A 23,249-nucleotide genomic window follows, 5' to 3' on the forward strand; every position below is an offset into this window, starting at 1 on the left:
TAAAATGTGAATGTTTTTCCCTTAAAGTCCCTGGACGGAAAGCGAATCTGAAACGACTGTCAAAAGTTTTCGTTCTCCGTTTAGTGGGATTGCGGCAAGCAGATTAAGCGACTCAGCTTTCTTGGCATTGAATGCGGTTAAGTTTGCTTGGGAGATGGGTTCAGAAGGTGGAATTTCCTCAGATAGCCAGTCCTCCTGTTTTCCATTTTTCCAAAATCTAAAACAAAGATGCGGCCCGGTAGCCAAACCTGTACTCCCCACGTAGCCAATAACCTGCCCCTGAGAAATCCGGGTGCCCGCCTTGACGCCTTTTGCGATCTTGGACATGTGTAGGTATTGGGTCGTATAGGTCCCGTTGTGTTTGATCTTGACATAGTTGCCATTGGCAGAACTGTATTTCGCCTCGACCACTGTACCATCGCCTACTGAGCGAATCTCCGTACCTGTGCGGGCGGCATAGTCAGTGCCCAAGTGTGCCTTGTATCTTTTTTGGACAGGGTGAAACCGCTTCAGACTATATCTGGAGCTAATGCGGGTATATTCCAAAGGGTCTCTTAGGAAGGCTTTTTTCAATGAATTGCCATCCTGATCGAAGAAATTCGTTTCGCCGTTTTGCTCAAACGGGATCGCATGATAGGCCTTTCCTTTGTGTTCAAACAGCGCAAGTTGGATTCCAGTGATTCCAACGACGGTTCCATCGATGATTTTCTCTTCATAGACGACCTTGTACAGATCTCCTTTTTGCAAAGCCTGAAAATCAACCGACCAACCAAACATGTCCGCAAACTTGTTAATTACGCTGATGGAAACGTTCTTTTTGTCCATGTCCACATAAAGAGAGCTTTCGATGACTCCGCCTACTTCGCGGGTTTGATAGACAGCGGGTTTTTCAGCCTTATATATCTCCATCGAGTCCAAGTTGAACACGACAAATTCGGAAGGGTTGGGCTCGTAGATGAAAAATTGGGCTTGATCTGAGCCGGAGGGAGTGATGACGGTGAATTTCTTGTCAGCGGCGATGCTGCGTACGTCAAAGATCTCCTTAGATTTTCTGGCGATCTGATCGATGATCTGATAGGGTACGTTGAACGGTGACAGGAGGGAGGCGAGCGTCTGATTTTTGTTCACGGTTCCTTCTACGATGTTCAGACCGGTGACATTGATGCCATAAAGAAATACCTCCTTTTCTTTCGCAATTCCGGCGCTATCTAACGCTGCCACCGCTTGCTCATCTACAGACGGGCTACTCTTTTTTGTAATTTGGAAAATGGTGCCGGCTCCAAAGGTGAGTACAATAGCCGCAACACCTATCCATTTATTGTTCATTAAGCGCTGATTTATAGGGGGTAATACTTAATTGATATCTAATCAATACAAATTGGCGGCCAATTCCAAAAGAATAGCCGCAGAATCTGAGAATACGCCAATATTCGTGCCGCAATGTTGCAGAAAGAATAGGGAAAGTGAAAGAGCCTGATTGATAACTTTTTAATTTTTGCTCAGAAATTCCAACGTTCTGCGAGTCGAACCTTCCATTTGTTGCGAATCTTCAAAGCAGAATCACTAATCTCTGGATCTATTATTTATCTTTGACCTCCCAAAAAAATCAAGGAATCAAAATGTTGAGAACTCATACTTGCGGCGAATTGCGCCTCGACCATGTAAATCAGGAAGTGACCCTTGCGGGCTGGGTTCAGCGTGTCCGTAACAAAGGCGGATTGATCTGGGTGGACTTGCGTGACCGGTACGGTCTAACCCAATTGATTTTTGAAGAAGGATCTTCCGAAAAAAGCCTGCTGGACAAAGCGGCTCAATTGGGACGAGAGTTTGTCGTATCTGCCACCGGTACGGTGATAGAGCGGACGGCTAAAAACGAGAAAATGGCAACCGGCCTGATCGAAATCAAAGTCAGCAAGCTGGAAGTGCTCAATGCCGCCAAAGTGCCACCTTTTATTATCGAGGATGAAACGGATGGTGGGGATGAGCTCAGAATGAAGTACCGCTACCTCGACCTGAGACGCGGAGTCGTGCGGGAAAAGCTTCAGCTTCGTCATCGTATGATGCAGGAGACCCGTAAATATATGGACGCGCAAGACTTCATTGAGGTGGAGACTCCGGTCTTGATCAAGTCAACCCCTGAGGGAGCAAGGGATTTTGTGGTGCCAAGCCGCACCAACCCAGGCGAATTTTATGCCTTGCCTCAGTCTCCTCAGACCTTCAAGCAGCTGCTGATGGTATCTGGATTTGATCGTTACTTTCAGATTGTAAAATGCTTCCGTGACGAGGATCTCCGTGCAGATCGTCAGCCCGAGTTTACGCAGATCGACTGCGAAATGGCTTTTGTCACCCAAGAAGATATCCTCAATACCTTTGAAGGACTGATCAAACACCTATTTTCTTCAGTGAAAGGAATTGATCTCGGCCATGTTGACCACATGACTTTTGCTGACGCGATGAAGTATTATGGCAACGACAAGCCAGACATCCGCTTCGATATGAAATTTGTCGAGCTCAACGAACTGGCCAAAGGCAAGGACTTCGCGATCTTTGACAACGCGGAGTTGGTCGTTGGGATCTGCGCCAAAGGAGCTGCAGGTTATACCAGAAAGCAAATCGATGAGTTGACCGAATGGGTGAAGCGTCCGCAGATCGGAGCCAAAGGCATGATCTATTTGAGATACAACGCAGATGGCTCGCTCAAGTCAAGCGTGGATAAGTTTTATTCTCCCGAGGATCTTCAAGCTTGGGCAGATGCATTCGGTGCAGAGCCTGGTGATCTGATGCTAGTCCTGAGTGGAGATGCCAATATGGCCCGCAAACAGCTTTCTGAATTGCGACTTAAGATGGGTGAAGAACTGGGTCTACGAGACAGAAATACCTACAAGCCACTTTGGGTGCTGGACTTCCCGTTGTTGGAATGGGACGAGGAAACCAAGCGTTTTCATGCCATGCACCATCCATTTACTTCTCCGAAAGCTGAAGATATTCCGCTGTTGGAGACCGACCCTGGGGCCGTCCGCGCCAATGCCTATGATCTCGTGATCAATGGGGTAGAAGTAGGTGGCGGATCGATCCGTATCCACGACCGCGCTACGCAGCAGTTGATGTTTACTCATTTGGGATTTAGCGATGAGGAAGCGCAAAAGCAGTTTGGATTTCTGATGGAAGCCTTCGAATACGGAGCACCGCCACACGGAGGAATAGCCTTCGGCTTTGACCGCATCTGTGCAATCTTCGGTGGTTCGGACTCGATCCGGGACTACATCGCTTTCCCGAAAAACAACTCGGGTAGAGACGTGATGATCGACTCGCCGAGCACCATCGCCCAAGAGCAGTTAGAGGAACTTTCGATCCGGGTGAGCCTAGAACAACGATAGAAGACTGTTTATTAAAACCTAAAAACCCATCTTGCTGATTGCGAGATGGGTTTTTAAGTTATGGAGAACACCGTAGCGGGAACCAACGGATTCTCTATTGGAAGAGAAGAGTGCGGCTATTTTTTTTCGTTTTTTCCGAAAGCCCTTTTTCCTCCCAAAAGAGAGGGGGATGTCGATTTTTGCAGATATCTGTTGTTCGTTCATTTTAAAACGAATTTGGAGTTACGCTTGCTTTGAAGATTCTTGTTAATTAAAAGAATAGACGACTCTTCGAAACTTTTAGCTGTTTTTAGTTTGATTTTTTTTATTGCTTTAATTTTTGCCTTAACTTTCTCAAGCATCTTTTACATTTATTGACTTTATCTAAGTTATTAAGCCACAAATTCAAGATTCGGTAACTTTTAAAAACCAATTTTTACATGACACACAAACTTTCCATTCTCAAAGCGGCTGTCTTCCTGATGCTCTTTTCGCCGATCATGGCTGAGGCTCAGGACAAGCCAAACATCCTAGTCATCATGGGGGATGACATCGGTTATTGGAACCTGAGCTACAACAATCGGGGGATGATGGGGTATCGCACGCCCAATCTTGACAAGCTTGCAGCGGAGGGGGCAACTTTCACGGATTATTACGCTGAGCAATCTTGTACGGCAGGTCGGGCGGCTTTTATCACCGGGCAGATGCCTGTGCGGACTGGCCTGACCAAAGTCGGTATACCCGGTGCATCGGTGGGCATCCAGAAAGAGGATCCCACTTTGGCTGAACTACTCAAACCCCTGGGCTATGCGACGGGACAGTTTGGAAAAAACCACTTCGGGGACAAGGACGAGTTCTTGCCGACCAATCACGGCTTTGATGAGTTTTTTGGAAACCTCTACCACCTCAATGCAGAGGAAGCTCCCGAAAACCCCTATTATCCCAAAAATCCGGAGTTCAAAAAACAATTCGGTCCAAGAGGGGTGATTCGCAGTACGGCTGATGGCAAGATCGAGGATACGGGGCCTTTGACTAAAAAGCGGATGGAGACCATCGATGCGGAAGTCCTTGCTGCGACCGAAGATTTCCTGGATCGTCAAGTAGATGCAGACAAGCCCTTTTTTGTGTGGTTCAATACGACCCGTATGCACTACGTGACTCACGTGCCTGATGAATACTCCGGAAAGACTGGTCTAGGCGAGTATGCGGACGGCATGGTGCAACATGACGACCAAGTAGGAAAGCTGTTGAAAAAACTCGAAGATCTAGGTGTAGCGGACAATACCATCATCCTATATACTACCGACAATGGCCCGCACTTCAATATGTGGCCCGACGGGGGGATTACTCCATTCAGAGGAGAAAAGAATACCAACTGGGATGGAGGCTACCGCGTGCCGATGATCATCAAATGGCCGGGCAAAATCAAGCCGGGTACCGTGATCAACGAAATCGTAGCTGGCAATGACTGGGTACCGACCCTGATGGCTGCTGTGGGCGAGCCAAATATCAAAGAAAAGCTCTTGACAGGCTACAAGGGTGTGAATTCCACCTACAAAGTCCACTTGGACGGGTATAATATTCTGCCTTTCCTCACGGGGGAAAAAGAAGTCACCCAAGACCAATACGGGGCGACTAACTTCCCTCGGCGTGAATTCTTCTACTGGAACGACGACGGCCAACTCGTAGCGATGCGCTATGACCGCTGGAAGCTGGTCTTCATGGAGCAGCAGGCTTCCCAGTTCGGAGTATGGATGTATCCTTTTGTGCAGCTGAGGATTCCGCTAGTGTTTGATCTGCGCATGGATCCTTTCGAGCGAGCACAGCACAATTCCAACAGCTACTATGAATGGATGGAGGGAATCATCCAGTTTGCCGGAGGCTCCTCACAAGCGATCGCGGGCAAGATGATCCAGACTTTTGTGGACTTCCCTCCAAGGCAGCGGCCGGACTCTTTCAATCTCGATGAGGTGATGAAGTCTCTGACCGCTGGGCAGGAAGGAAAGTAAAGTTGTCTTTGAAGCGATAGGCTAGCATTAAATTTCCATATCCTACCAAAGGCATTAAGCTTCAACGATCCGGATTAAACATTTTGTCTCTACTGAGGTTTTGGAGATGTTATTTCAAGATTTGAACAATTTTAAAAACCAATTTTTGCATGAAACACAAACTCTCAATTTTCAAATCAGCTGTCCTGGTGCTGTTTTGCCTGCCCATGCTGGCTCAGGCACAGGACAAGCCAAACATCCTGGTCATCTGGGGAGATGATATCGGATGGTCCAACGTTAGTTTTAACAACAATGGACTAATGGGCTATAAGACTCCCAATATCGACCGGATTGCCAAAGAGGGAGCGATCTTTACCGATTGGTATGCCCAGCAATCTTGTACCGCAGGCCGTGCGGCATTTATCTTGGGCCAACATCCATTTAGGACTGGATTGTTGACTATTGGAATGCCAGGTGCTAAACAAGGCATTCAAGATAACCAACCGACTATTGCGGAGGTTTTGAAGCCGCATGGCTATGTTTCCGGACAATTTGGTAAAAACCATTTGGGAGATAGAGATGAGCATTTGCCTACCAAACACGGCTTTGATGAATTTTTCGGCAACCTGTATCACCTCAATGCTGAAGAAGAGCCTGAAAGCTATTACTATCCCAAGGACCCTGAGTTCAGAAAGAAGTATGGTCCACGAGGGGTTTTGAAAAGTAGTGCCGACGGCTCTATCCAAGATACGGGGCCATTGACGAGTACCCGTATGGAAACCGTTGACAGAGAGTTTGAAGAGGCAGCAATCGCTTTTATTGAGAAAGCGCACGCAGACGGCAAACCGTTTTTTGTTTGGTTGAACTCCACAAGAATGCACGTTTGGACGCATTTGACTGAGGAGAGCGAAGGAAAATCAGGGATTGGATTGTATGCAGATGGAATGCTCGAACATGATGCCGCTGTTGGTAGGGTCTTGGCAAAATTGGAAGAGTTGGGGATTATTGACAATACGATCATCATGTACTCCACTGACAATGGAGCGGAAAAGTTTACTTGGCCTGATGGGGGTTCAACGCCGTTCGCCGGTGAAAAAGGAACGACTTGGGAGGGAGGATTCCGCGTTCCGGCTGCGATCCGATGGCCGGGCGTTATCAAACCCGGAACTGTCTACAACGACATTTTTTCCCATGAAGATATGATGCCGACGCTAGCAGCGGCTGCTGGTGAGCCAAATTTGAAAAGTAAAATGCTAAATGGTTATTCCGCAAACGGCAAGACTTTCAATGCTCATTTGGATGGATATAATATGATGCCTTTTTTCAAAGGAGAAGTAGCAGAATCACCCCGTAAGGAGATTTTCTACTTCGACGCAGGCGCAAACCTGAATGCGATAAGATATAATGATTTCAAGCTCCATTTTACGATTATGGAAGGGTCAATAGCCGAAGCCTATAGAAAATCTCCTAGCTGGCCTATCGTTATCAATTTGAGAGCTGATCCCTACGAAGTTTCTTGGAAGGCCGCCTTGTACATCAGATGGTATGCAGACAATATGTGGATGTTTGTTCCTGCACAGCAATTGGCAGCCAATTTTCTGAAGTCGTTTGAGAAATATCCGCCTGTTAAGGGCTCGTCTCTCTCTATCGATGAGGTGGTAGAGCAAATGACTTCTCCGTCTAGGAATTGATCTAAAGAGTTAAAAAAGCTTATCTGGCTCGTGTCGGATAAGCTTTTTTATTGGCTTATGTTTTTAGTACCCATTTTTCAAATCCACTATGACTGCACAGGAATCTATCCAAGAGCTTAAAAACAGGATGTCTGCCTCTATCATCGGCCAGACCGACCTGATCGACCGGCTGATTTTGGTGTTGCTTGCCGACGGCAATATGCTGCTGGAAGGGCTGCCCGGACTAGCCAAGACCCGAGCGATCAAGACACTTGCCAGCGAGCTCGACTGCGGCCTCAGCCGAATCCAGTTTACCCCGGATCTTTTGCCTTCGGATGTCACCGGCACGGAGATCTACCAGCCCGAGTTGGAGGAAAAGTTCGTCTTCCAACAGGGTCCAATCTTTAGCAATCTGATCTTGGCAGATGAGATCAACCGGGCTCCGGCCAAGGTTCAATCTGCCTTGCTCGAAGCGATGGAAGAAAGGCAGGTATCTGTGGCGGGCAAGACCTACAAGATGGAGCCGCTCTTCATGGTGATGGCTACACAAAACCCCGTGGAGCAGGAAGGAACCTATCCCCTGCCAGAGGCTCAGATGGATCGCTTTCTCATGCATGTGGTAATCAGCTATCCCGACGACGCCTCCGAGTTGGCGATCCTACGGCTCAACAGAAATGAACAAGGCGCTACAAAAGGAGAAAAGAAAGAGAAGCTCTCTCCCCAGGTCATCTTCGATGCCCGAAAAGAAATCGCCCAAGTGAAGATCTCCGAAGCGATGGAGAAGTACATCGTGGACATCATCTCCGCCACGCGTTATCCCAAAAAATACAGCGAAGAGCTGGACGGTTGGCTGGACTTTGGAGCGAGTCCAAGGGGCAGTATTGCCTTGGATCGCGCTTCCCGAACGCACGCTTGGATGGCCGGCAGCGACTTTGTTACCCCCGAAAATGTGCGTGCGGTCGTCCATGACTGCCTACGCCATCGGCTGATCCTCAGCTACGAGGCCAACGCCGAGGGAGTCACCCCCGACCAGGTGCTGGACGAAATCCTCAAACAGGTTGCAGTAGTGGCCTAAATTCACTTTTGCATGGCCAAAGAGACTACTTTCCCCGCCGATATTTTTTGCTCATTGAAGGACTTGCTGGGCATGGAACGCTATGCACACCACTTTGACTTGGTGGCACGGAAGCAAAAGGTCAAAAGCATTCTGGGCGGTAAGCATGCTTCCAAACTTCGGGGTCGGGGACTGGATTTTGAGGAAGTCCGCCAATATGTGAAGGGCGACGATATCCGCAATATCGACTGGAAAGTCACCGCCCGTACCAAGGAAACCCATACGCGTGTGTTCAGTGAGGAAAAGGAAAAGCCCGCCCTGATCCTCGTGGACCAATCCAAGTCCATGTTTTTTGGCTCCCAAAAAAGAACCAAATCCGTCGTCGCGGCCGAGCTGGCTGCCCTGGCGGCGTTTAAGATATTGAAAGAGGGAGACCGTGTAGGTGGGATCGTCTTTGCGGATCAGGGCATCGACATTGTTTTTCCCAAGAGAGACCGCCGGAATATCCTCCGTTTTTTTGAAAACATCGTGAAACGAAACCAAGAGCTCTTGGACGCCAAGGCGGGGAACTTCGACGACCTGCTCAAGGAGGTCACGGCCAAGACCCAAAACATCGTCACGCACGATTTCATGATCATCATCATCAGTGACTTTCACCGCTATTCCCCCAGCGTCCTGAAGTCCATCACCATCCTGTCCCAGCACAATGACGTGATCTTGGCCAAGGTCAGCGATCCTTTCGAGCGGGATATTGCACAGGTCAAGTTTGTCGCAGGCGACGAACAGACGCAAGTCGCCGTAGATGGCAAGGTACAGAGCCTTCGGCAAAAGTTTGAGGAAGGTTTTGATGCCGATTTCAGGGATTTCCAGGTGAAGCTTAAAAAGCATCGGATCCCGATATTTCAGGTGGACACCGTCCAGCCCATCGAGGATCAGATCAAGGATCTTTTTAAAAAACCGGCAAAATGATCCACTTGCAAGACAGCATAGCAGCCCAAGCGGACACGACGGCAAATCCACTCGCCCAGTTTGAGATGGGCAAGCTTTACGAGCCAGATGCGGTGAAGTTTTCCTTTGAGACAGTTGGCTGGCCAATCCTTGGCGGACTGATCTTGCTGGGATTGTTGGTCGCTGCCTTTTTCTGGTATCGACACTATCGGCGAAATGCCTACCGCAGGGAGGCGCTCAAGAGCTTGGATTCTATCGGACAAGGCGAGACCATGGAAATCTTTGTGGTGCTGAAGCGAACCGCCATTCATGCTTTTGGACGGGAAAAAGTCGGGAGACTCTCCGGTGCCGAATGGCTGAAATTCCTGGAGTCCAGCGGCAAGAATGTGAAAATGCTCGGCCGAGACAAGCAGATTCAGCTGGCCATCTACCAAAACGAAGCCTTGCCATCGGAAGCGCGCCAGGCTATTATCTCCAACGCTAAACAATGGGTGAAAACGCATGCCGTCAAACTTTGAAATAGCGCACCTTTGGGTCTTTTGGCTGCTGCCTTTGCCGCTGCTGCTCTATTGGCTACTGCCGCCTCTGAGGATGCGAAGCGCGTCCATCACCCTGCCAACCTACGACCGCGCGCTCAACTACACGGGGCAAAAGCCTCGAAAGTCGGCTTTGGTCAAGCGGAGGAATTTTTTCGAATGGCTGGTCTTGATGCTGAGCTGGGCGCTGCTTCTGGCTGCACTTTCGTCCCCACAGCTAGTCGGCAAGCCTGAGATGAAGGTCAAGACTTCCCGAAATTTTCTGATTGCAGCGGATATTTCCTTTAGCATGGCCCAGAATGACTGGGTGATCGATGGGCAAAAAGCGAGAAGATGGGATGCGGTGAAGGAAGTGATGCACGAGTTCATTGAGAAGCGAAAGGGAGACCGCATGGGCTTGATCTTCTTTGGCACCAATGCCTATGTGCAGGCACCTTTTACCCCCGATCTGCAGACCGTCGCGCAGATGCTGGATGAGGCGGACGTGGGGATGGCCGGACAGATGACCCATCTCGGCAAGGCGATAGCCAAGGGGGTGGCGATGTTTGAAAAAGATACGATCGAGACCAAGGTCATGCTGTTGCTGACTGATGGGATCGATTCGGGTGACGATGTGTTGCCGCTCGACGCCGCAGATCTGGCGGCAAAAGACTCCATCCTAATCTACACCATCGGCATAGGCGATCCGGGGAAAAGCGGAAGCGACCTGGACGAGGGGACTCTACAAGACATTGCCGACATGACCAATGGCCAGTATTTTCTGGCAAAGGATGAAAGCAGACTCGCGGAGATCTACGATGAAGTAGACAAGCTGGAGCCGATCGAGTACGAGGAGATGGAAAACCGACCGGTGACCTTACTCTATTATTATCCGCTTGGCGCAGCCTTGGGCTTGTTGATTTTTAGTGCCTTTGTGGGGTCGATAGTTCAGCTTATCAGAAAAGCAAGCAGAAAGGAGGGCGCGTATGTTTGATGGGGTTTTTCCGATTGACTGGGAGGCCTTTCATTTCCTCCGGGCAAAGTTTCTCTGGTTGCTCGTGCCGGTTTTGCTCTTGCCACTGATTGGCTTGCTGAGCATGCGGCAGGATTTGGCTTGGAAGAAAGTCATTGCGCCGCATCTGCGCCCTTATGTGATCAAAAAAGGAAGTGAAGGAGCTAAGTACGCGATGCAGCTGATGCTGGCGCTTGCGCTGAGTTTGGGTGTATTGGCACTGGCGGGGCCGACTTGGAAGAAGGTGGAGGTGCCGGGACAGGAGCTGGAAACCCCGGTGGTGATCCTGCTCGATCTTTCCCAGAGCATGATGGCCGCCGACCTGCAGCCCAACAGGCTGGAGCGGGCGAAGTTTAAGATCAGCGATCTGCTGGAGCAAAACCCTCAGGCACGCGTGGCTTTGGTGGGCTTTGCCGGAACGGCCCATACGATAGTGCCCCTGACGCGGGATTATGAGATCATCACCAGCCATATCGATGGGTTGAGTCCCAGTACGATGCCCTTTCCGGGTTCGGATCTGGAGAATGCTTTTGTCTTGGCAGATTCGGTTATGAGCGTGACCACGGCTCCTGGAACTGTCCTGCTTCTTTCCGACGATCTTGGGGAAGCGGAATTTGCTGCGATCCAGCAGTTTGTGCAGGCAAATGCGGGGAAAGTGGCCGTACTCCCGATGGGGACTGACGCGGGAGCGGATGTGCCGATGCCGCATTCTAAGGCATTCTTTAAAGATTCCGAAGGAAATGTAGTCCATTCCTCCCTGGATCGGCAGATTCTTTCCCAGCTTTCCTCATTGGATCGGGTGTCTGTCCACGACTTGACTTTGGATGACAGCGATGTCGCTTTGATTAGCAAATCGATCTCTGACAATCTCAAGTTTACCGAGAAGCCAGAGGAGAAAGACGACGCCTGGCGGGATATGGGCTTGCTGTTGGTGATCCCGATGGCATTCTTATTACTGCTGTGGTTCCGCCGGGGTTGGGTGATGTATGGGCTCGTCTTGATCCTGTTTTCCTCCTGTACAGAAGGATCGAAGTTTGCCAATCTTTGGTACACTCCAGACTTTCAAGGACAGAGATTGAGCGATCGCGGGGATTTTGCACAAGCTGCCCAGCGCTTTGACGACCCGATGCGAAAGGGTGTGGCCAACTTCAAAGCGGGCAATTACTCCGCAGCAATCGAGGAATTTCAACAGGATACTACTGCCCAGGGAACCTACAATCTTGGCTTGGCTTATTTCCAATCCGGCGACACGCTGGCAGCGATGCTGGCTTTTCAGAATGCCGCAGAGTTGGATCCTGATTTTGCGCCAGCGCAACAGGCCAATCAACAGCTTCAACAAATGCCCCGAGGAGAAAGTGGGATGACTCCTGAGAAAGCCGAAGAAGCCGATGACGGAGACCAGGGGAAAAAGGCCCAAAACAAACAGAATGACAGTATGGAAGATCTCAGCGGCGGAGGTCAGGAGGCAACAAAGAAAGACATGGAGACCGCGCGCAACGAGGAGACGGTGAACTCAAACATCCACATGGGCAAGGAGCTTGATGAGGTGCCGGACGACATCACGGCCTCCAAGCAACCTATGTCCGACAAGATGCTGATGCGCAAGGTGGACGACGATCCGGCGCTGTTTCTTCAAAAGAAGTTTGAGTATCAGGTGAAAAAGAGCAATCAAAAACCGAAGGCAGATGGGAAGAAGTGGTAGGATAGTAATGGCCTTGGGGCTTGCATTGGCGCTGTCAATCCCGTCTTTCGCCCAAACGATCTGGGCGGATGTGACGATGGACAAAAGTTCGGTCTATGTCGGCGAGCCTGTAGAGGTGACTGTGAAGGTCTACACTTCGACATGGTTTACGAGTGGCTTGGACCTGGGAAACATCAAAGTCAAAAGTGCTTTTTCAGTGTACTTCCGCCCGGTGAGTACTTCCTTTCAAAGAGACGGGAACACCTACGCAGGAGTGGAGCAGATATACCACGTGTTTCCCTACGAGATAGGAAATGTCACTTTCCCAGTGCTGGACATCGAGGTAGAGTCGCCGGCACCGGGCGATTTCAAGGGGGTGAAACATACCGTCAAAACAAAGGAAAAGACAATCAAGGTGAAGCCGGCTCCCGCTGCTTTTGCATCCAGTGAGTGGCTGGTGGCCGGTGGATTGAGTGTGAGCGAGCGTTGGACTAGTCCCGATGGCAGCCGGGACCACCAGCATGTGAAAGTGGGGGATGTCCTCCAGCGCCAGATTACCCGGACGGCATTTGGCACCGTCTCCGAACTCATCCCGCCGATAGAATGGGACAGTCTGCCCACTGTCAGTGAGTACCCCTCCCGCAGTGGGGTCAACAACAACAAGGACAAGACCTCGATCAGTGCCACCCGCACGGAAACGATGCGCTATCTCTTCGAAAAGGAAGGAGAAGTGACGATCCCCGAGATGGTCTTTACCTGGTATAATCCCTACCATCAAAAGCTTTACAAGCGGACCTTGAAGGCGGTCACGATTGAAGTGGCTCCCAATCCAGACCTTGGGGTCTTGGCCAGTGTGCGGGATTCTTTGGCACAGCAGCAGGCAGAGATTTTGGAGGAAAAGGCGGAAGAAAAGCCATGGACGATTATGGGAATGAGTCCGATGCGATTTGGGGCTTTTGTGCTGGCGGGCATTGTGGTGTTGATTTTTCTTTTCAAAATTCTCCGTCAGCTCTACTTCCGTCAGAAAGCCAAAAGGTCAGCCTACCTCGTCTCTGAGGCTTATTTTTTCGACCAATTCAAAAAGGCTCTCCGCTCTGGTGATCGCAGTGAAATTTCTACCAAGCTATACCGGTGGATAGACTCGATGCACTTGGAAGAGCCAAGCGTGAGTTATTTCCTTCGAAAGTTTGGAGTCAAGAGTGGATCGAAAACGAAGGTTGAATTTTCAACGATCAGTATGGAAATATGGGAAAAAGCCCGACAGTCCTACCTGCATCGTGACAGGCCGCTGGATTCCGGCTGGATCAACCCCTAATCCGGGGGCTAAAACCCCGATTTCGCCCTGCTGGGGCTGATTCCCGACTCATCACAATCGATGTAGTAGGTATTTTTGATATAATCCTACTAGGGATGGCCGATTATGTTGCCAGTGGTTTTGACCACTGGACTTGGAGATTTAATCCGGTTCTAAAGTCCCATGGCGACGGGGCATAAGGAATGACAATGCTAGTCTAGAGATTGAAGCGCTGCCAATGAATCGGTCTTGCCAGCCTAATGGACCGGGAGGGAAGCATTGCTTTCTCCGGCCTCGAAGCTGGGATCAATCCCTAATACCCACTTGTCACTTAGGATCTATGAGGTAGGAGCGGATACCCATCACGATGAGCAACTGCGCAATAGCATAGGTGCCCATGATGACGATGCCAGATTCGGGGAAATCGCGGAAAAATCTGCTGATGGCAATCGCACCGTCTGAGATGAAGAATAAGATTGCCCCGATGAAGACCTGCCAAAAGGAAGCCGGGTTGCATTTCTTGAACCTTTCTCTGGCGGTGGCCACCATAGCCACAATAACGATGATGTAGGCTATCACGGGGATTTTCAGGTTGCCCAGATTGGCATGGATCAGGTAATAGACCAGAGCCGCGGCGAGGTAGATCGGCAGATTGAAGAGGAAGGACTTGACGAAATTCACGTGTTCGAGCTGGCTCGGGGATTTTTGGGCAAACCTAAACCCGATGATATAACAGATGTGAGCCATCATGAAAGCCCCCAAGCCGTAAACAAACAGCTGGGGCCACATCAGGAGGATATCGCCAAACCAAGAGAAGATCAGGGCTCCAAGGATGGATTTGGTGAGCAGCGTGGAAGCAATCGGGCGGGTAATCCGATAAAAATAGGCGATCAAGCCCAAGAGAATCAGAGGCTTCGAAAAAAATCTCATCTCGAAATTTCCCTCAATCAGAAACGCCAGATCGGCCATCGTGGCGGCCAAAAACAAATAGAGCCAAATAATGTTTTTATCTCTCAATGGAATAATATTCTGTTTTATTGAACTAATGTAGTGTAAAAGTCTGCGATGACGTAGTTTTCCTTGATCTTGATTTGGGCCTTGAGAAAAGAACGATTTCTTAACTTGAGCTACTATTTGGTTGAAATTTTTGAATTTTTGATTTCATTTTTTTTAAACTCCTTCAAAAATACCGCAGTCGAGTTCAAAAAAACATAAAAATTGTTCAAGGAGGGGTGTTAAGCTTTCGTTAAAATATGTGAAATTTGAGGCGCAAAACTTAATATTAACTACCCAAATTTGCTGGGGGTCAAACTTACCTTTGTGGAGATTTACTATCAAACCAACTCTTACCAAATCAAAAACTTATGAGGCAAAATTTACTGAAAAACTTGATGGCAGTACTGTTTCTAGTGCTCAGCACCGGGATTGCATTGTCACAGGGAGTGACTACTTCCGGTATCTCGGGAGTAGTGACAGAAGCGAATGGCGAACCACTTCCAGGTGCGAATGTCGTTGCAACTCACCTACCGTCTGGCACACGCTATGGCGCGGTTTCAAATCTTGACGGAAAGTACTCCATCCCGGGCATGCGTGTAGGGGGACCTTATAAACTTTCGGTTTCGTTTATCGGATTTTCTACCCAAGAGGTGGAGGGTATCGTACTTTCACTAGGCGTGTTTTCCAATGTGAATGTGCCTTTGGCGGAAGATGGACAGCAACTGAATGAAGTGCTGGTGACTGCCAGTGCAAACAATATTTTCTCCAACGAGAGAACTGGCGCTAGTACTTCAATAGACAATAGAGCGTTGTCCAAACTGCCGACTATTTCCAGAAGTATCAATGATTTTACGCGTCTGACGCCTCAGTCAAACGGTCAGTCGTTTGCAGGTCAGGATTCTAGATTGAACAACATCACTGTTGACGGATCTTATTTCAACAACTCCTTCGGTCTGGGTAGCGGTAGCAATCCAGGAGGTAGAACCGGCGTATCGCCGATTTCTTTGGATGCGATCGAGCAGATCTCTGTCAACGTCGCTCCTTATGACGTAAGACAAGGGAACTTTACTGGTGCAGGTGTCAATACAGTAACCCGCTCCGGTACGAATGAATTTTCCGGATCTGCTTATTATTTCTGGAGAAACAACAACAACGTGGGTACCGAAGCAGGTGAAAATACGTTCAATCCCGGCGACTTCACCTATAATCAAATTGGTTTCAGATTGGGAGGACCGATCATCAAAGACAAGCTATTCTTCTTCGCGTCCTTTGAGGATGAAAAAGAAGCAAGACCAGGCACCACTTGGACCGCAAATAGTGGAAGTGAGCCGATCGAAGGAAACGTGACCCGAGTTTTGGCTTCTGACCTAGATCAATTGAGCGGTTTCTTGAGCGACAATTTCGACTATGAAACTGGCCCATACCAAGGCTATGACAATGAGACCCTTGGCACCAAATTCTTGGCAAAAATTGATTACAACATCAACGATAAGAACAAGCTGAGTCTCCGGTACAATCACTTGGACTCTTCTACCGACGTGTTGATGTCCAACTCTTCCTCACTAGGATTTGGAAACAGAAACTTCAGACCTCAGGCCTTGAACTTCCAAAATTCCAACTATAGCATCTTGGAAAATATCCGGTCATTTGTAGCGGAATTGAACACAAGAGTAAGAGATAACATTACCAACAACCTGATAGTGGGATACACTTACCAGGATGAAAGCCGTGGATACAAAGGAGAATTTTTCCCAATGGTGGATATCCTTAAGGATGGGGCGACCTATACTTCTTTCGGATTTGAGCCATTTACTCCAAACAACGAATTGAGATATAAGACCTTCCAGATTCAAGATAACGTTCAGATCTTCAAAGGAAAGCACACAATCACTGCTGGCTTCTCCTACGAAAACTACCAGTCTGAAAACGTCTTCTTCCCAGGGTCTCAATCAGCCTATGTATATAACTCTCTGGAAGATTTCTACGCAGATGCGAACAACTTCCTGGCTAATGGAAACACTGTTCCTTCGGGAGTAAACTTGAGAAGATTCCAAGTAAGATGGAATAATATCCCGGGTTCTGACAAGCCAGTACAGGCATTGAAAGTAAACTACTTCGGTATCTATGGTCAGGACGAAATTCAAGTTAGGTCAAACTTGAAAGCCACCGTTGGTTTGAGAATTGACGTGCCTTTCTTCGGAGAGACTGCCCTGAGAAATGAAGATGTAGAACAAATGAATTTCTTGAATGCCTCTGGAGAGTCTGTGAAATTTAGAACAGATCAGTTGCCTGAGCCGAATGTGCTTTGGTCTCCGAGAGTTGGCTTCAACTGGGACGTGTTCAACGATCTGAGAACACAAGTCAGAGGTGGAACAGGTATCTTTACCGGTCGTCCAGCCTACGTGTGGGTTTCAAACCAAGTTGGAAACAACGGGATCCTAACTGGTTTTGAACAACAAGACAATACTCTAACTCGTCCTTTCAATCCAAATCCGGATAACTACAAGCCAACAGAGGTGACTGGAGAACCAGCATCTTCCTACGAATTGGCTTTGATCGAATCGAGCTTTAAATTTCCGCAGGTGTGGAGATCTAACATCGCAGTGGATCAGCAGCTTCCTGCTGGGATCGTTGCTACAGGTGAATTCATCTACAGCTCAGATGTGAACGGCATCGCTTATTACAATGCCAATCTTCCTGCAAGCCAGGCTTCTTTCTCAGGCCCAGACAATCGCCCAAGATGGACTGGAAACCGAATCAACTCTAATATTCCCAATGCGGTGACTCTATCTAATCAGGCAGTAGGCAGCACGTGGGTTGCATCGTTCTCTTTGGAGAGACCGTTTGCAAATGGACTTTTTGTAAAAGCAGCATACAGCTACGGACAATCTAAAAACACCGTGGACGCAGGAAGTATCGCTTCAGGAACATGGTTTAACAATCCGATCTCGGGTAACCCCAACGATCCAAGTGTTGGATATTCCAACAACAACATGGGCAATAGAGTATTTGCAGTACTCTCTTATAGCAAAGACTTGTTTAAGTTTGGTAACACCTCGGTTTCCCTATTCTGGGAAGGCATGAATCAGGGAGTAGGTAGCTATAGGTTCTCCGGCGATATCAATGGCGACGGAGGTACTAGCAATGACTTGATCTACATCGCTGCAGACACCGACGAGATGAACTTTCAAGAGTATGCTTCCGGCGGAGTGACCTTCACCGCTGCTGCTCAGGCTGCAGCTTGGGAGGCTTATATCGAGCAGGACGAGTACTTAAGAGAAAACAGAGGCAAGTATGCTGAAAGAGGCGGAGTACTAGCTCCAATGGTGTATCGTGCCGACTTCACTTTTGCGCAGCAGTTGTTTACTAATATCAACAACAAGAAGAACACACTGGAATTCAGAATCGATATCTTGAACGTAGGCAACTTGCTGAGCAAGGATTGGGGTCTTGGAAAGACATTCAATTCAACTCAGCCCTTGGTTGTGCCTTCTACAGCTCAGGGAGGTCCGGTTGGGGCTAATGGACAGCCTCAATACAGACTCTTGAACCAAGGAGGGGAGTTGATCTCTGAAACCTATAGAGCAACAGCAGGCGTATCCGATGTATGGAGAATGCAGTTTGGCCTGAGATATATCTTCAATTAATCGAAGACTTAAACCAAAAATCAAGCGCCTCGCATTTGCGGGGCGCTTTTTTTATCCCGGTCCGACCAAGATTTTTGCAAGTGGGGAAGCTGTTGATTTTTGCCCGCTGGCAAACGTTACTCAGGCTGAAAGAGGGACGAAAAGTTTATAATGTCTAAGCCCTCGTTTGGATCACTCCCGTTGGGTTAGGTATTTCCTGGAGAGATGGTTGGACTGGAAGGCGGTATTTCCAATAGGCTCAACGGAGATTTTGCCGATTAAACCGGTATTAATCATCCAATTGTCAAGTTCGTGTGCTTCGGGCTCCTTTAAAAGTTGTTTTGCTTTCCAATATTCTTTTTCAACCAGTCTGTTGTCAAAACTCACTTTTTCAAGTATAGTCTTATAATAACTCAGAAATGAATTGTTACGCATCGTTCTACTATTTTTTGTTTATTCCTTCGGAGTTCAAGCTTATCGGACTCCAGTATCAGGATGGGTTTTTAGGTAGGATTTGCTATGATTAGGGTTAAAAATTTAGCAAGGATTAGAAAAGATGAAACAGCCAGCCGCCGGCCGCCTGGCTGTATTCATTTATGAAATCTGAATTGTTCTTACCGGTTTCTGTTTCGCTTCTTCCCTTTTTGGAATCACCAGCGTCAGAATACCGTCTAAATATCTCGCTTCAATCTTGTCACCTTCGACGGTATCTGGGAGATAGAAGGAGCGCCTGAATGCGCTGTAGCTGAATTCTCTGCGAGTATAGCTTCCATCGACCTCTGATTCTGGATCGTTGGATTTCTCAGCTTGGATTGTCAGAGTATTGTTATCCAGCTGCACCATAAAATCGTCCTTATGCATACCTGGAACGGCCATTTCGACTTTGTAGTCGGCGCCGGTCTCGACGATGTTGACTCTTGGCAGGGTAGTGCTGTCTGACGTTCTGCCAATTCCCGCAGTGTCCAGCCAATCAAATAGGCCTTTGGCGGGAAAATCTTCAAAGAAACTGGGATAGGAACTTCTCGTGTTCCTTTTCATCAACGTGTTCATTGCTTTTTCAAGTTAATGGTTAAACAATTAAACGAGCTTCAGCCAGGTATTTTATGGAATCCCTGGCGAAAGTGATAGATGAATCGCGATTCTCTGGAATCCAAAAAAACAAGCAGGATGCCAACAGCATCTAGCGATAATTTTGTCACTTTTTTACTGAAAAAATGTCAGTTTGAATGATTTGACCGTCAAAAATTCATGAAGCCTATCAGATTTGTGTACGGATGATTCTGATAGGTTCAGGGTTCATCTGTGAGAAATCCAAGAAGTATTAGCTATGAACCAAACGGAATTGAAAACAATCTTGAAGATTTTGACGACCCACAGAATATAGCTAATCCGATCAAGGAAATAATGTTAAGAAAAAAAGGATTTAACTCTGCTAAAAAAGAAATTTGAATTCCCCGCCAGAATTTCCTTTTTTCAAAATCGATAGTTTTGCCAATCAGAAAATCGAGAAGTTATAAATTTGGAGAAAAGCCCATCTGTGAGATTTACAACCGCCAGGGTAGACGTCGGCTGGGGCTTGCGATTCGGTTCGAGATGTACAAACAAAGATTTGAGTTTTTAAATCAGAATTTAAGCTCTCCACTCGTTGGGGCACTTTTTTTTTCCTATTTTTCATTTCAACTTAAATCTAATGCTCGCATCGCAGGAGACTAGCCTACTCGCACCTGAATTTGATTTTTCCCAGAACAGAATTTTCCTGAGGAAAATTAGATGAAGTTTAAAAAGGAATCATCCGGATTCTGAATTCCGCTGCGTTTTTGTAAAACTCTGTTAGAACTCACTAAAAAGGAGGTTTGGCAGTATTTTCTTCTTGAATTTATAGCCTATAGTGGAAGCGGTCTTAAGTCAAGCTCACGAACTTATGCTTCAATCGAACTGGAACGAAGCGGCGTAAATTGGAAAATAAATTAATTAACTCTGGGTTCTCTATGAATAAGTGGCAGTTTTTTTTAGTCTTTTTTTTAATCGGTTTTGGAGCAAATGCACAAACAGACACCCTGCTCCTCAGCAACGATGACCTGATCATAGGGGAGATAAAAAATATGGACAAAAATATCCTGGTGATCGAAACCGATTACTCGGATGTGGATTTCAAGATCAAGTGGGGCCAGGTTAAACGGGTAATCTCAAACACCAGTTATCTGATTACGCTTTCCGATGGGAGAAGGTACAATGGCAAGATCAGAAGTCTCAACGATTCGGTCATCGTGATAGATACCGAGATGCCGGACATGATTCTGAAGTTTTCCAATAAGAGGGAAAACCTGGAAGAAACCTACGGAGACAAAGTCGATATACCCAAATACCAAATTGTCTATCTCAACGCCCTGGATGAAAAGTTTTGGAGTCGCCTGTCCTTCAATTTTGATGTCGGTACCAACCTGACCAAGGCCAACGATTTAAGGCAATTTACTTTTAATACTGCAATGGGCTATCTGGCAGATCGATGGAAGGGGAATCTGACTTTCAACAACTTGCGATCCACTCAAGATGACGTAGATCCGATCAAGCGTACGGAATTGGGTGTGACATTCAACTATTTTTTGCCGAAGGATTGGTACCTAGTGTATTACCTCAACACCCTCTCCAATACGGAGCAATTGCTCGACTTGAGAACTTCGAACATGATCGGTGTGGGTAACTACATCATCCATACTAATAAGGCATATTTCGGAGTTTCTGCTGGGGTCAACTTTAACAATGAAAAATTCATCGGTGACGAATCGGCAACGCAATCAGGTGAGGCTTTTTTTGGAGCCCAATACAATATCTTCAATCTTGGCGATCTCGACGTCCTTACCAATGTGGTCGCCTATCCAAGTATGACTGAAAAGGGACGATTTAGATCTGATTTTAAGCTCGATTTTCGATATGAATTCAAGTTTGACCTGTATTTCAAAATCGGCACCACGATGAACTATGACAATCAGCCCACTGAGGGAGCCTCTGATCTCGATTATATCTTTCAAACTACCATAGGCTGGTCTCTCTGATCTATTACGTAACAGGTAAATCTGTCAAACCTTTTGAAGTCTGAAAAAGCATCCTCGTTTTTTTCCATTGATAGGGAGGATTTGCCATCAGTATCTTTTATTTCATTTTGCCGATCTAATATGCTGTATTTTAGCTATTCGGTAAACTTTTTTGCGGTTTGCCAGTCTAAACTGCCATGTTGTATTTCAAAGAATATCTACATCCGGAGAGTAAAGAGTGGGTGGTCTTCATCCACGGTGCAGGAGGATCATCTGCGGTGTGGTACAAGCAGTTGAAGGAATTCAGGAAGGAGTTCAATCTCCTACTGATCGACCTCAGGGGCCATGGCAAATCTGTAGATCTGGCGCAGGCGATCTGGGGAGATCAGTACACCTTTGAGCGTGTGACCAAAGACATCATCGAAGTCCTGAATCATTTGGCTACTCCCCCCGCACATTTTATGGGCGTATCACTGGGGACGATTATTGCGCGTCAGCTAGCAGAGCTACAGCCGGAGCGGGTCAAGTCATTGGTCTTCGCAGGTGCGGTGACCCGACTCAATGTCCAAAGCAGAGTCTTGGTCTTCTTAGGCAATACGTTCAAGCGGGTGATCCCCTTTATGTGGCTGTACAAATTGTTTGCTTTTGTGATCATGCCCAGAAAACAGCACGCCGAGTCCAGAAATCTCTTTGTTCATGAGGCCAAGAAGCTATGCCAAAAAGAATTCATCCGCTGGTTTAAACTGACCAAAGACATCAATCCTCTATTGAGATATTTCAAGGAAAAAGACCTGAACATCCCTACCCTGTATGTGATGGGAGATCAGGATTTGATGTTTCTGGAGCCAGTGAAAAATCTTGTGAAGTCCCATAGAAATTCAATCCTCAATATAGTTGAAAAGTGTGGCCATGTCGTGAATGTGGAGCAACCCGAAAAGTTCAACCAGCTATCTCTGGCTTTTATAAAAAACCAACAGTAATCAGAATTCTTGTCTTAATGAAACAACAAACCAAAATTGCCCTGATTGTAGGAATTGTACTGATCGTAGCGATTGCATTTTTCTATCCGAGACTTGACCTAAAAGAAGAGGGCGGCTCGTCGAGCACTTCTAGCAGCAGTGGCGGATCCAGTCAGCCACTTCCAGTGAATGTGGTGAAGCTGCAAAAGGAAACGCTCCGAAACCAACTACAGGTGACCGGCACCATCCTGCCTAACGAGTCCGTGTCTCTGAGATCGGAGATCTCCGGATTGGTGACTCGCATTGCCTTCAAAGAAGGACAGTATGTCACCAAGGGTACTCCGCTGGTGTACCTCAACGACGATGAGCTCCAGGCACAACTCCAGCGTTTGCAGTACACCCAGAAGCTTTTCGAAACTCAGGAAAACAGACAAAAACAATTGCTGGCAAGAGAAGCTATCTCTCAGGAAGAATATGACATTGCGCTGAATCAATTCAACACAGCGCTCTCAGATATCAACCTCGTGGAAGCACAACTCACCAAAACGGTGATCAGAGCACCTTTCAATGGCTTGTTGGGATTAAGATTCATCAGTGAAGGAAGCGTGATCGGTACCAACGATGTGATCACCTCGGTGGTGAACATTGATCCGATCAAGATCGAATTTTCTATTCCTGAGCGCTATGCCAACCAAGTGACGGTGGGCTCGCCCGTGTTTTTTTCCAATGAATCCTCAGGAGAAGAGGTGCAAGGCCAGGTGTATGCTTTTGAGCCGCAGATCGATTTGGCGACCCGGACGCTTAAGCTACGAGCGCAAAGTGCAAACAAGGGAAGCAAATTCCTTCCGGGTATGTTTGTGAAAATCAGGTTTGTCCTCGAGGTGACTGAAGGCACTTTGATGGTTCCCGCAGAATCAATTATTCCTGAACTTTCCGGCTACAAAGTTTTTGTAGTGGATGAAGGAAACAAGGCCGATCAGCGAATAGTTGAAATTGGAACTCGAACAGATACCCATGTGCAAATTCTCTCAGGACTTGACGAGGGAGATCTGGTACTCACCACAGGTGTAATGCAAGTAAGACAAGGTATGTCTGTCCAACCTAATCAACCCCAATAA

At 47.6% G+C, this 23,249-nt stretch carries 17 protein-coding genes; 13 read left to right on the forward strand and 4 right to left on the reverse strand.

The features are described from left to right. Positions 1-21: 21 nt before the first annotated feature. Complete coding sequence (locus ABD031_RS02960; RefSeq protein ID WP_343848309.1) at positions 22-1,326, reverse strand: peptidoglycan DD-metalloendopeptidase family protein; 1,305 nt, start codon at positions 1,324-1,326, stop codon at positions 22-24. A 293-nt stretch (positions 1,327-1,619) separates the two neighbouring features. On the opposite strand from ABD031_RS02960, the gene aspS reads away from it, so the two are divergent. The 9 genes from aspS (at position 1,620) to ABD031_RS03005 (ending at position 13,539) form a co-directional block, all read left to right on the forward strand. After that, a complete protein-coding gene (gene aspS / locus ABD031_RS02965) occupies positions 1,620-3,377 on the forward strand; it encodes an aspartate--tRNA ligase (RefSeq protein ID WP_343848310.1) in 1,758 nt (585 codons plus the stop codon). A 419-nt stretch (positions 3,378-3,796) separates the two neighbouring features. Then, a complete protein-coding gene (locus tag ABD031_RS02970; RefSeq protein ID WP_343848311.1) occupies positions 3,797-5,365 on the forward strand; it encodes an arylsulfatase in 1,569 nt (522 codons plus the stop codon). A 149-nt stretch (positions 5,366-5,514) separates the two neighbouring features. After that, positions 5,515-7,035, forward strand: coding sequence for an arylsulfatase (locus ABD031_RS02975; protein WP_343848312.1), 1,521 nt, complete (start codon positions 5,515-5,517; stop codon positions 7,033-7,035). A gap of 88 nt (positions 7,036-7,123) precedes the next feature. Next, positions 7,124-8,089 (forward strand): AAA family ATPase, encoded by a 966-nt coding sequence (locus ABD031_RS02980; protein WP_343848313.1) that lies wholly within the window; start codon positions 7,124-7,126, stop codon positions 8,087-8,089. Positions 8,090-8,101: 12 nt separating this feature from the next. After that, entirely contained in the window at positions 8,102-9,037 is a 936-nt protein-coding gene (locus ABD031_RS02985; protein ID WP_343848314.1) for a DUF58 domain-containing protein, read from the forward strand. Further along, entirely contained in the window at positions 9,034-9,534 is a 501-nt protein-coding gene (locus ABD031_RS02990; protein ID WP_343848315.1) for a DUF4381 domain-containing protein, read from the forward strand. The genes ABD031_RS02985 and ABD031_RS02990 overlap by 4 nt, the downstream gene beginning before the upstream one ends. Then, a complete protein-coding gene (locus tag ABD031_RS02995) occupies positions 9,518-10,525 on the forward strand; it encodes a VWA domain-containing protein (RefSeq protein ID WP_343848316.1) in 1,008 nt (335 codons plus the stop codon). The genes ABD031_RS02990 and ABD031_RS02995 overlap by 17 nt, the downstream gene beginning before the upstream one ends. Beyond that, positions 10,518-12,245, forward strand: a complete 1,728-nt coding sequence (locus ABD031_RS03000) for a VWA domain-containing protein (RefSeq protein WP_343848317.1) — start codon at positions 10,518-10,520, stop codon at positions 12,243-12,245. Before ABD031_RS02995 ends, ABD031_RS03000 begins: the two co-directional genes overlap by 8 nt. Beyond that, positions 12,229-13,539 (forward strand): BatD family protein, encoded by a 1,311-nt coding sequence (locus ABD031_RS03005; protein ID WP_343848318.1) that lies wholly within the window; start codon positions 12,229-12,231, stop codon positions 13,537-13,539. Before ABD031_RS03000 ends, ABD031_RS03005 begins: the two co-directional genes overlap by 17 nt. 306 nt (positions 13,540-13,845) lie before the next feature. On the opposite strand, the gene ABD031_RS03010 is transcribed toward ABD031_RS03005, so the two are convergent. After that, positions 13,846-14,535, reverse strand: coding sequence for a lysoplasmalogenase (locus ABD031_RS03010; protein WP_343848319.1), 690 nt, complete (start codon positions 14,533-14,535; stop codon positions 13,846-13,848). 347 nt (positions 14,536-14,882) lie between these two features. Here ABD031_RS03010 and ABD031_RS03015 point away from each other — a divergent pair, with 347 nt between their 5' ends. Next, positions 14,883-18,161 carry a TonB-dependent receptor gene (locus ABD031_RS03015; protein ID WP_343848320.1) on the forward strand — a complete coding sequence of 1,093 codons (3,279 nt, stop codon included), beginning with the start codon at positions 14,883-14,885 and terminating at the stop codon, positions 18,159-18,161. A 171-nt stretch (positions 18,162-18,332) separates the two neighbouring features. On the opposite strand, the gene ABD031_RS03020 is transcribed toward ABD031_RS03015, so the two are convergent. Beyond that, positions 18,333-18,575, reverse strand: a complete 243-nt coding sequence (locus ABD031_RS03020; RefSeq protein WP_343848321.1) for a hypothetical protein — start codon at positions 18,573-18,575, stop codon at positions 18,333-18,335. Positions 18,576-18,734: 159 nt separating this feature from the next. Next, positions 18,735-19,178: an Hsp20/alpha crystallin family protein gene (locus tag ABD031_RS03025; RefSeq protein WP_343848322.1), complete on the reverse strand. Its 444-nt coding sequence runs from the start codon at positions 19,176-19,178 to the stop codon at positions 18,735-18,737. Positions 19,179-20,128: 950 nt separating this feature from the next. Between ABD031_RS03025 and ABD031_RS03030 the strand changes: the two genes are divergently transcribed. From ABD031_RS03030 to ABD031_RS03040, 3 genes are all read left to right on the forward strand, one after another. Further along, complete coding sequence (locus tag ABD031_RS03030; protein ID WP_343848323.1) at positions 20,129-21,193, forward strand: DUF481 domain-containing protein; 1,065 nt, start codon at positions 20,129-20,131, stop codon at positions 21,191-21,193. Between the two features lie 176 nt (positions 21,194-21,369). After that, complete coding sequence (locus tag ABD031_RS03035) at positions 21,370-22,152, forward strand: alpha/beta fold hydrolase (protein WP_343848324.1); 783 nt, start codon at positions 21,370-21,372, stop codon at positions 22,150-22,152. 17 nt (positions 22,153-22,169) lie between these two features. Further along, complete coding sequence (locus ABD031_RS03040) at positions 22,170-23,249, forward strand: efflux RND transporter periplasmic adaptor subunit (protein WP_343848325.1); 1,080 nt, start codon at positions 22,170-22,172, stop codon at positions 23,247-23,249.

The organism is Algoriphagus jejuensis (assembly GCF_039523455.1).
Lineage (GTDB): Bacteria > Bacteroidota > Bacteroidia > Cytophagales > Cyclobacteriaceae > Algoriphagus > Algoriphagus jejuensis.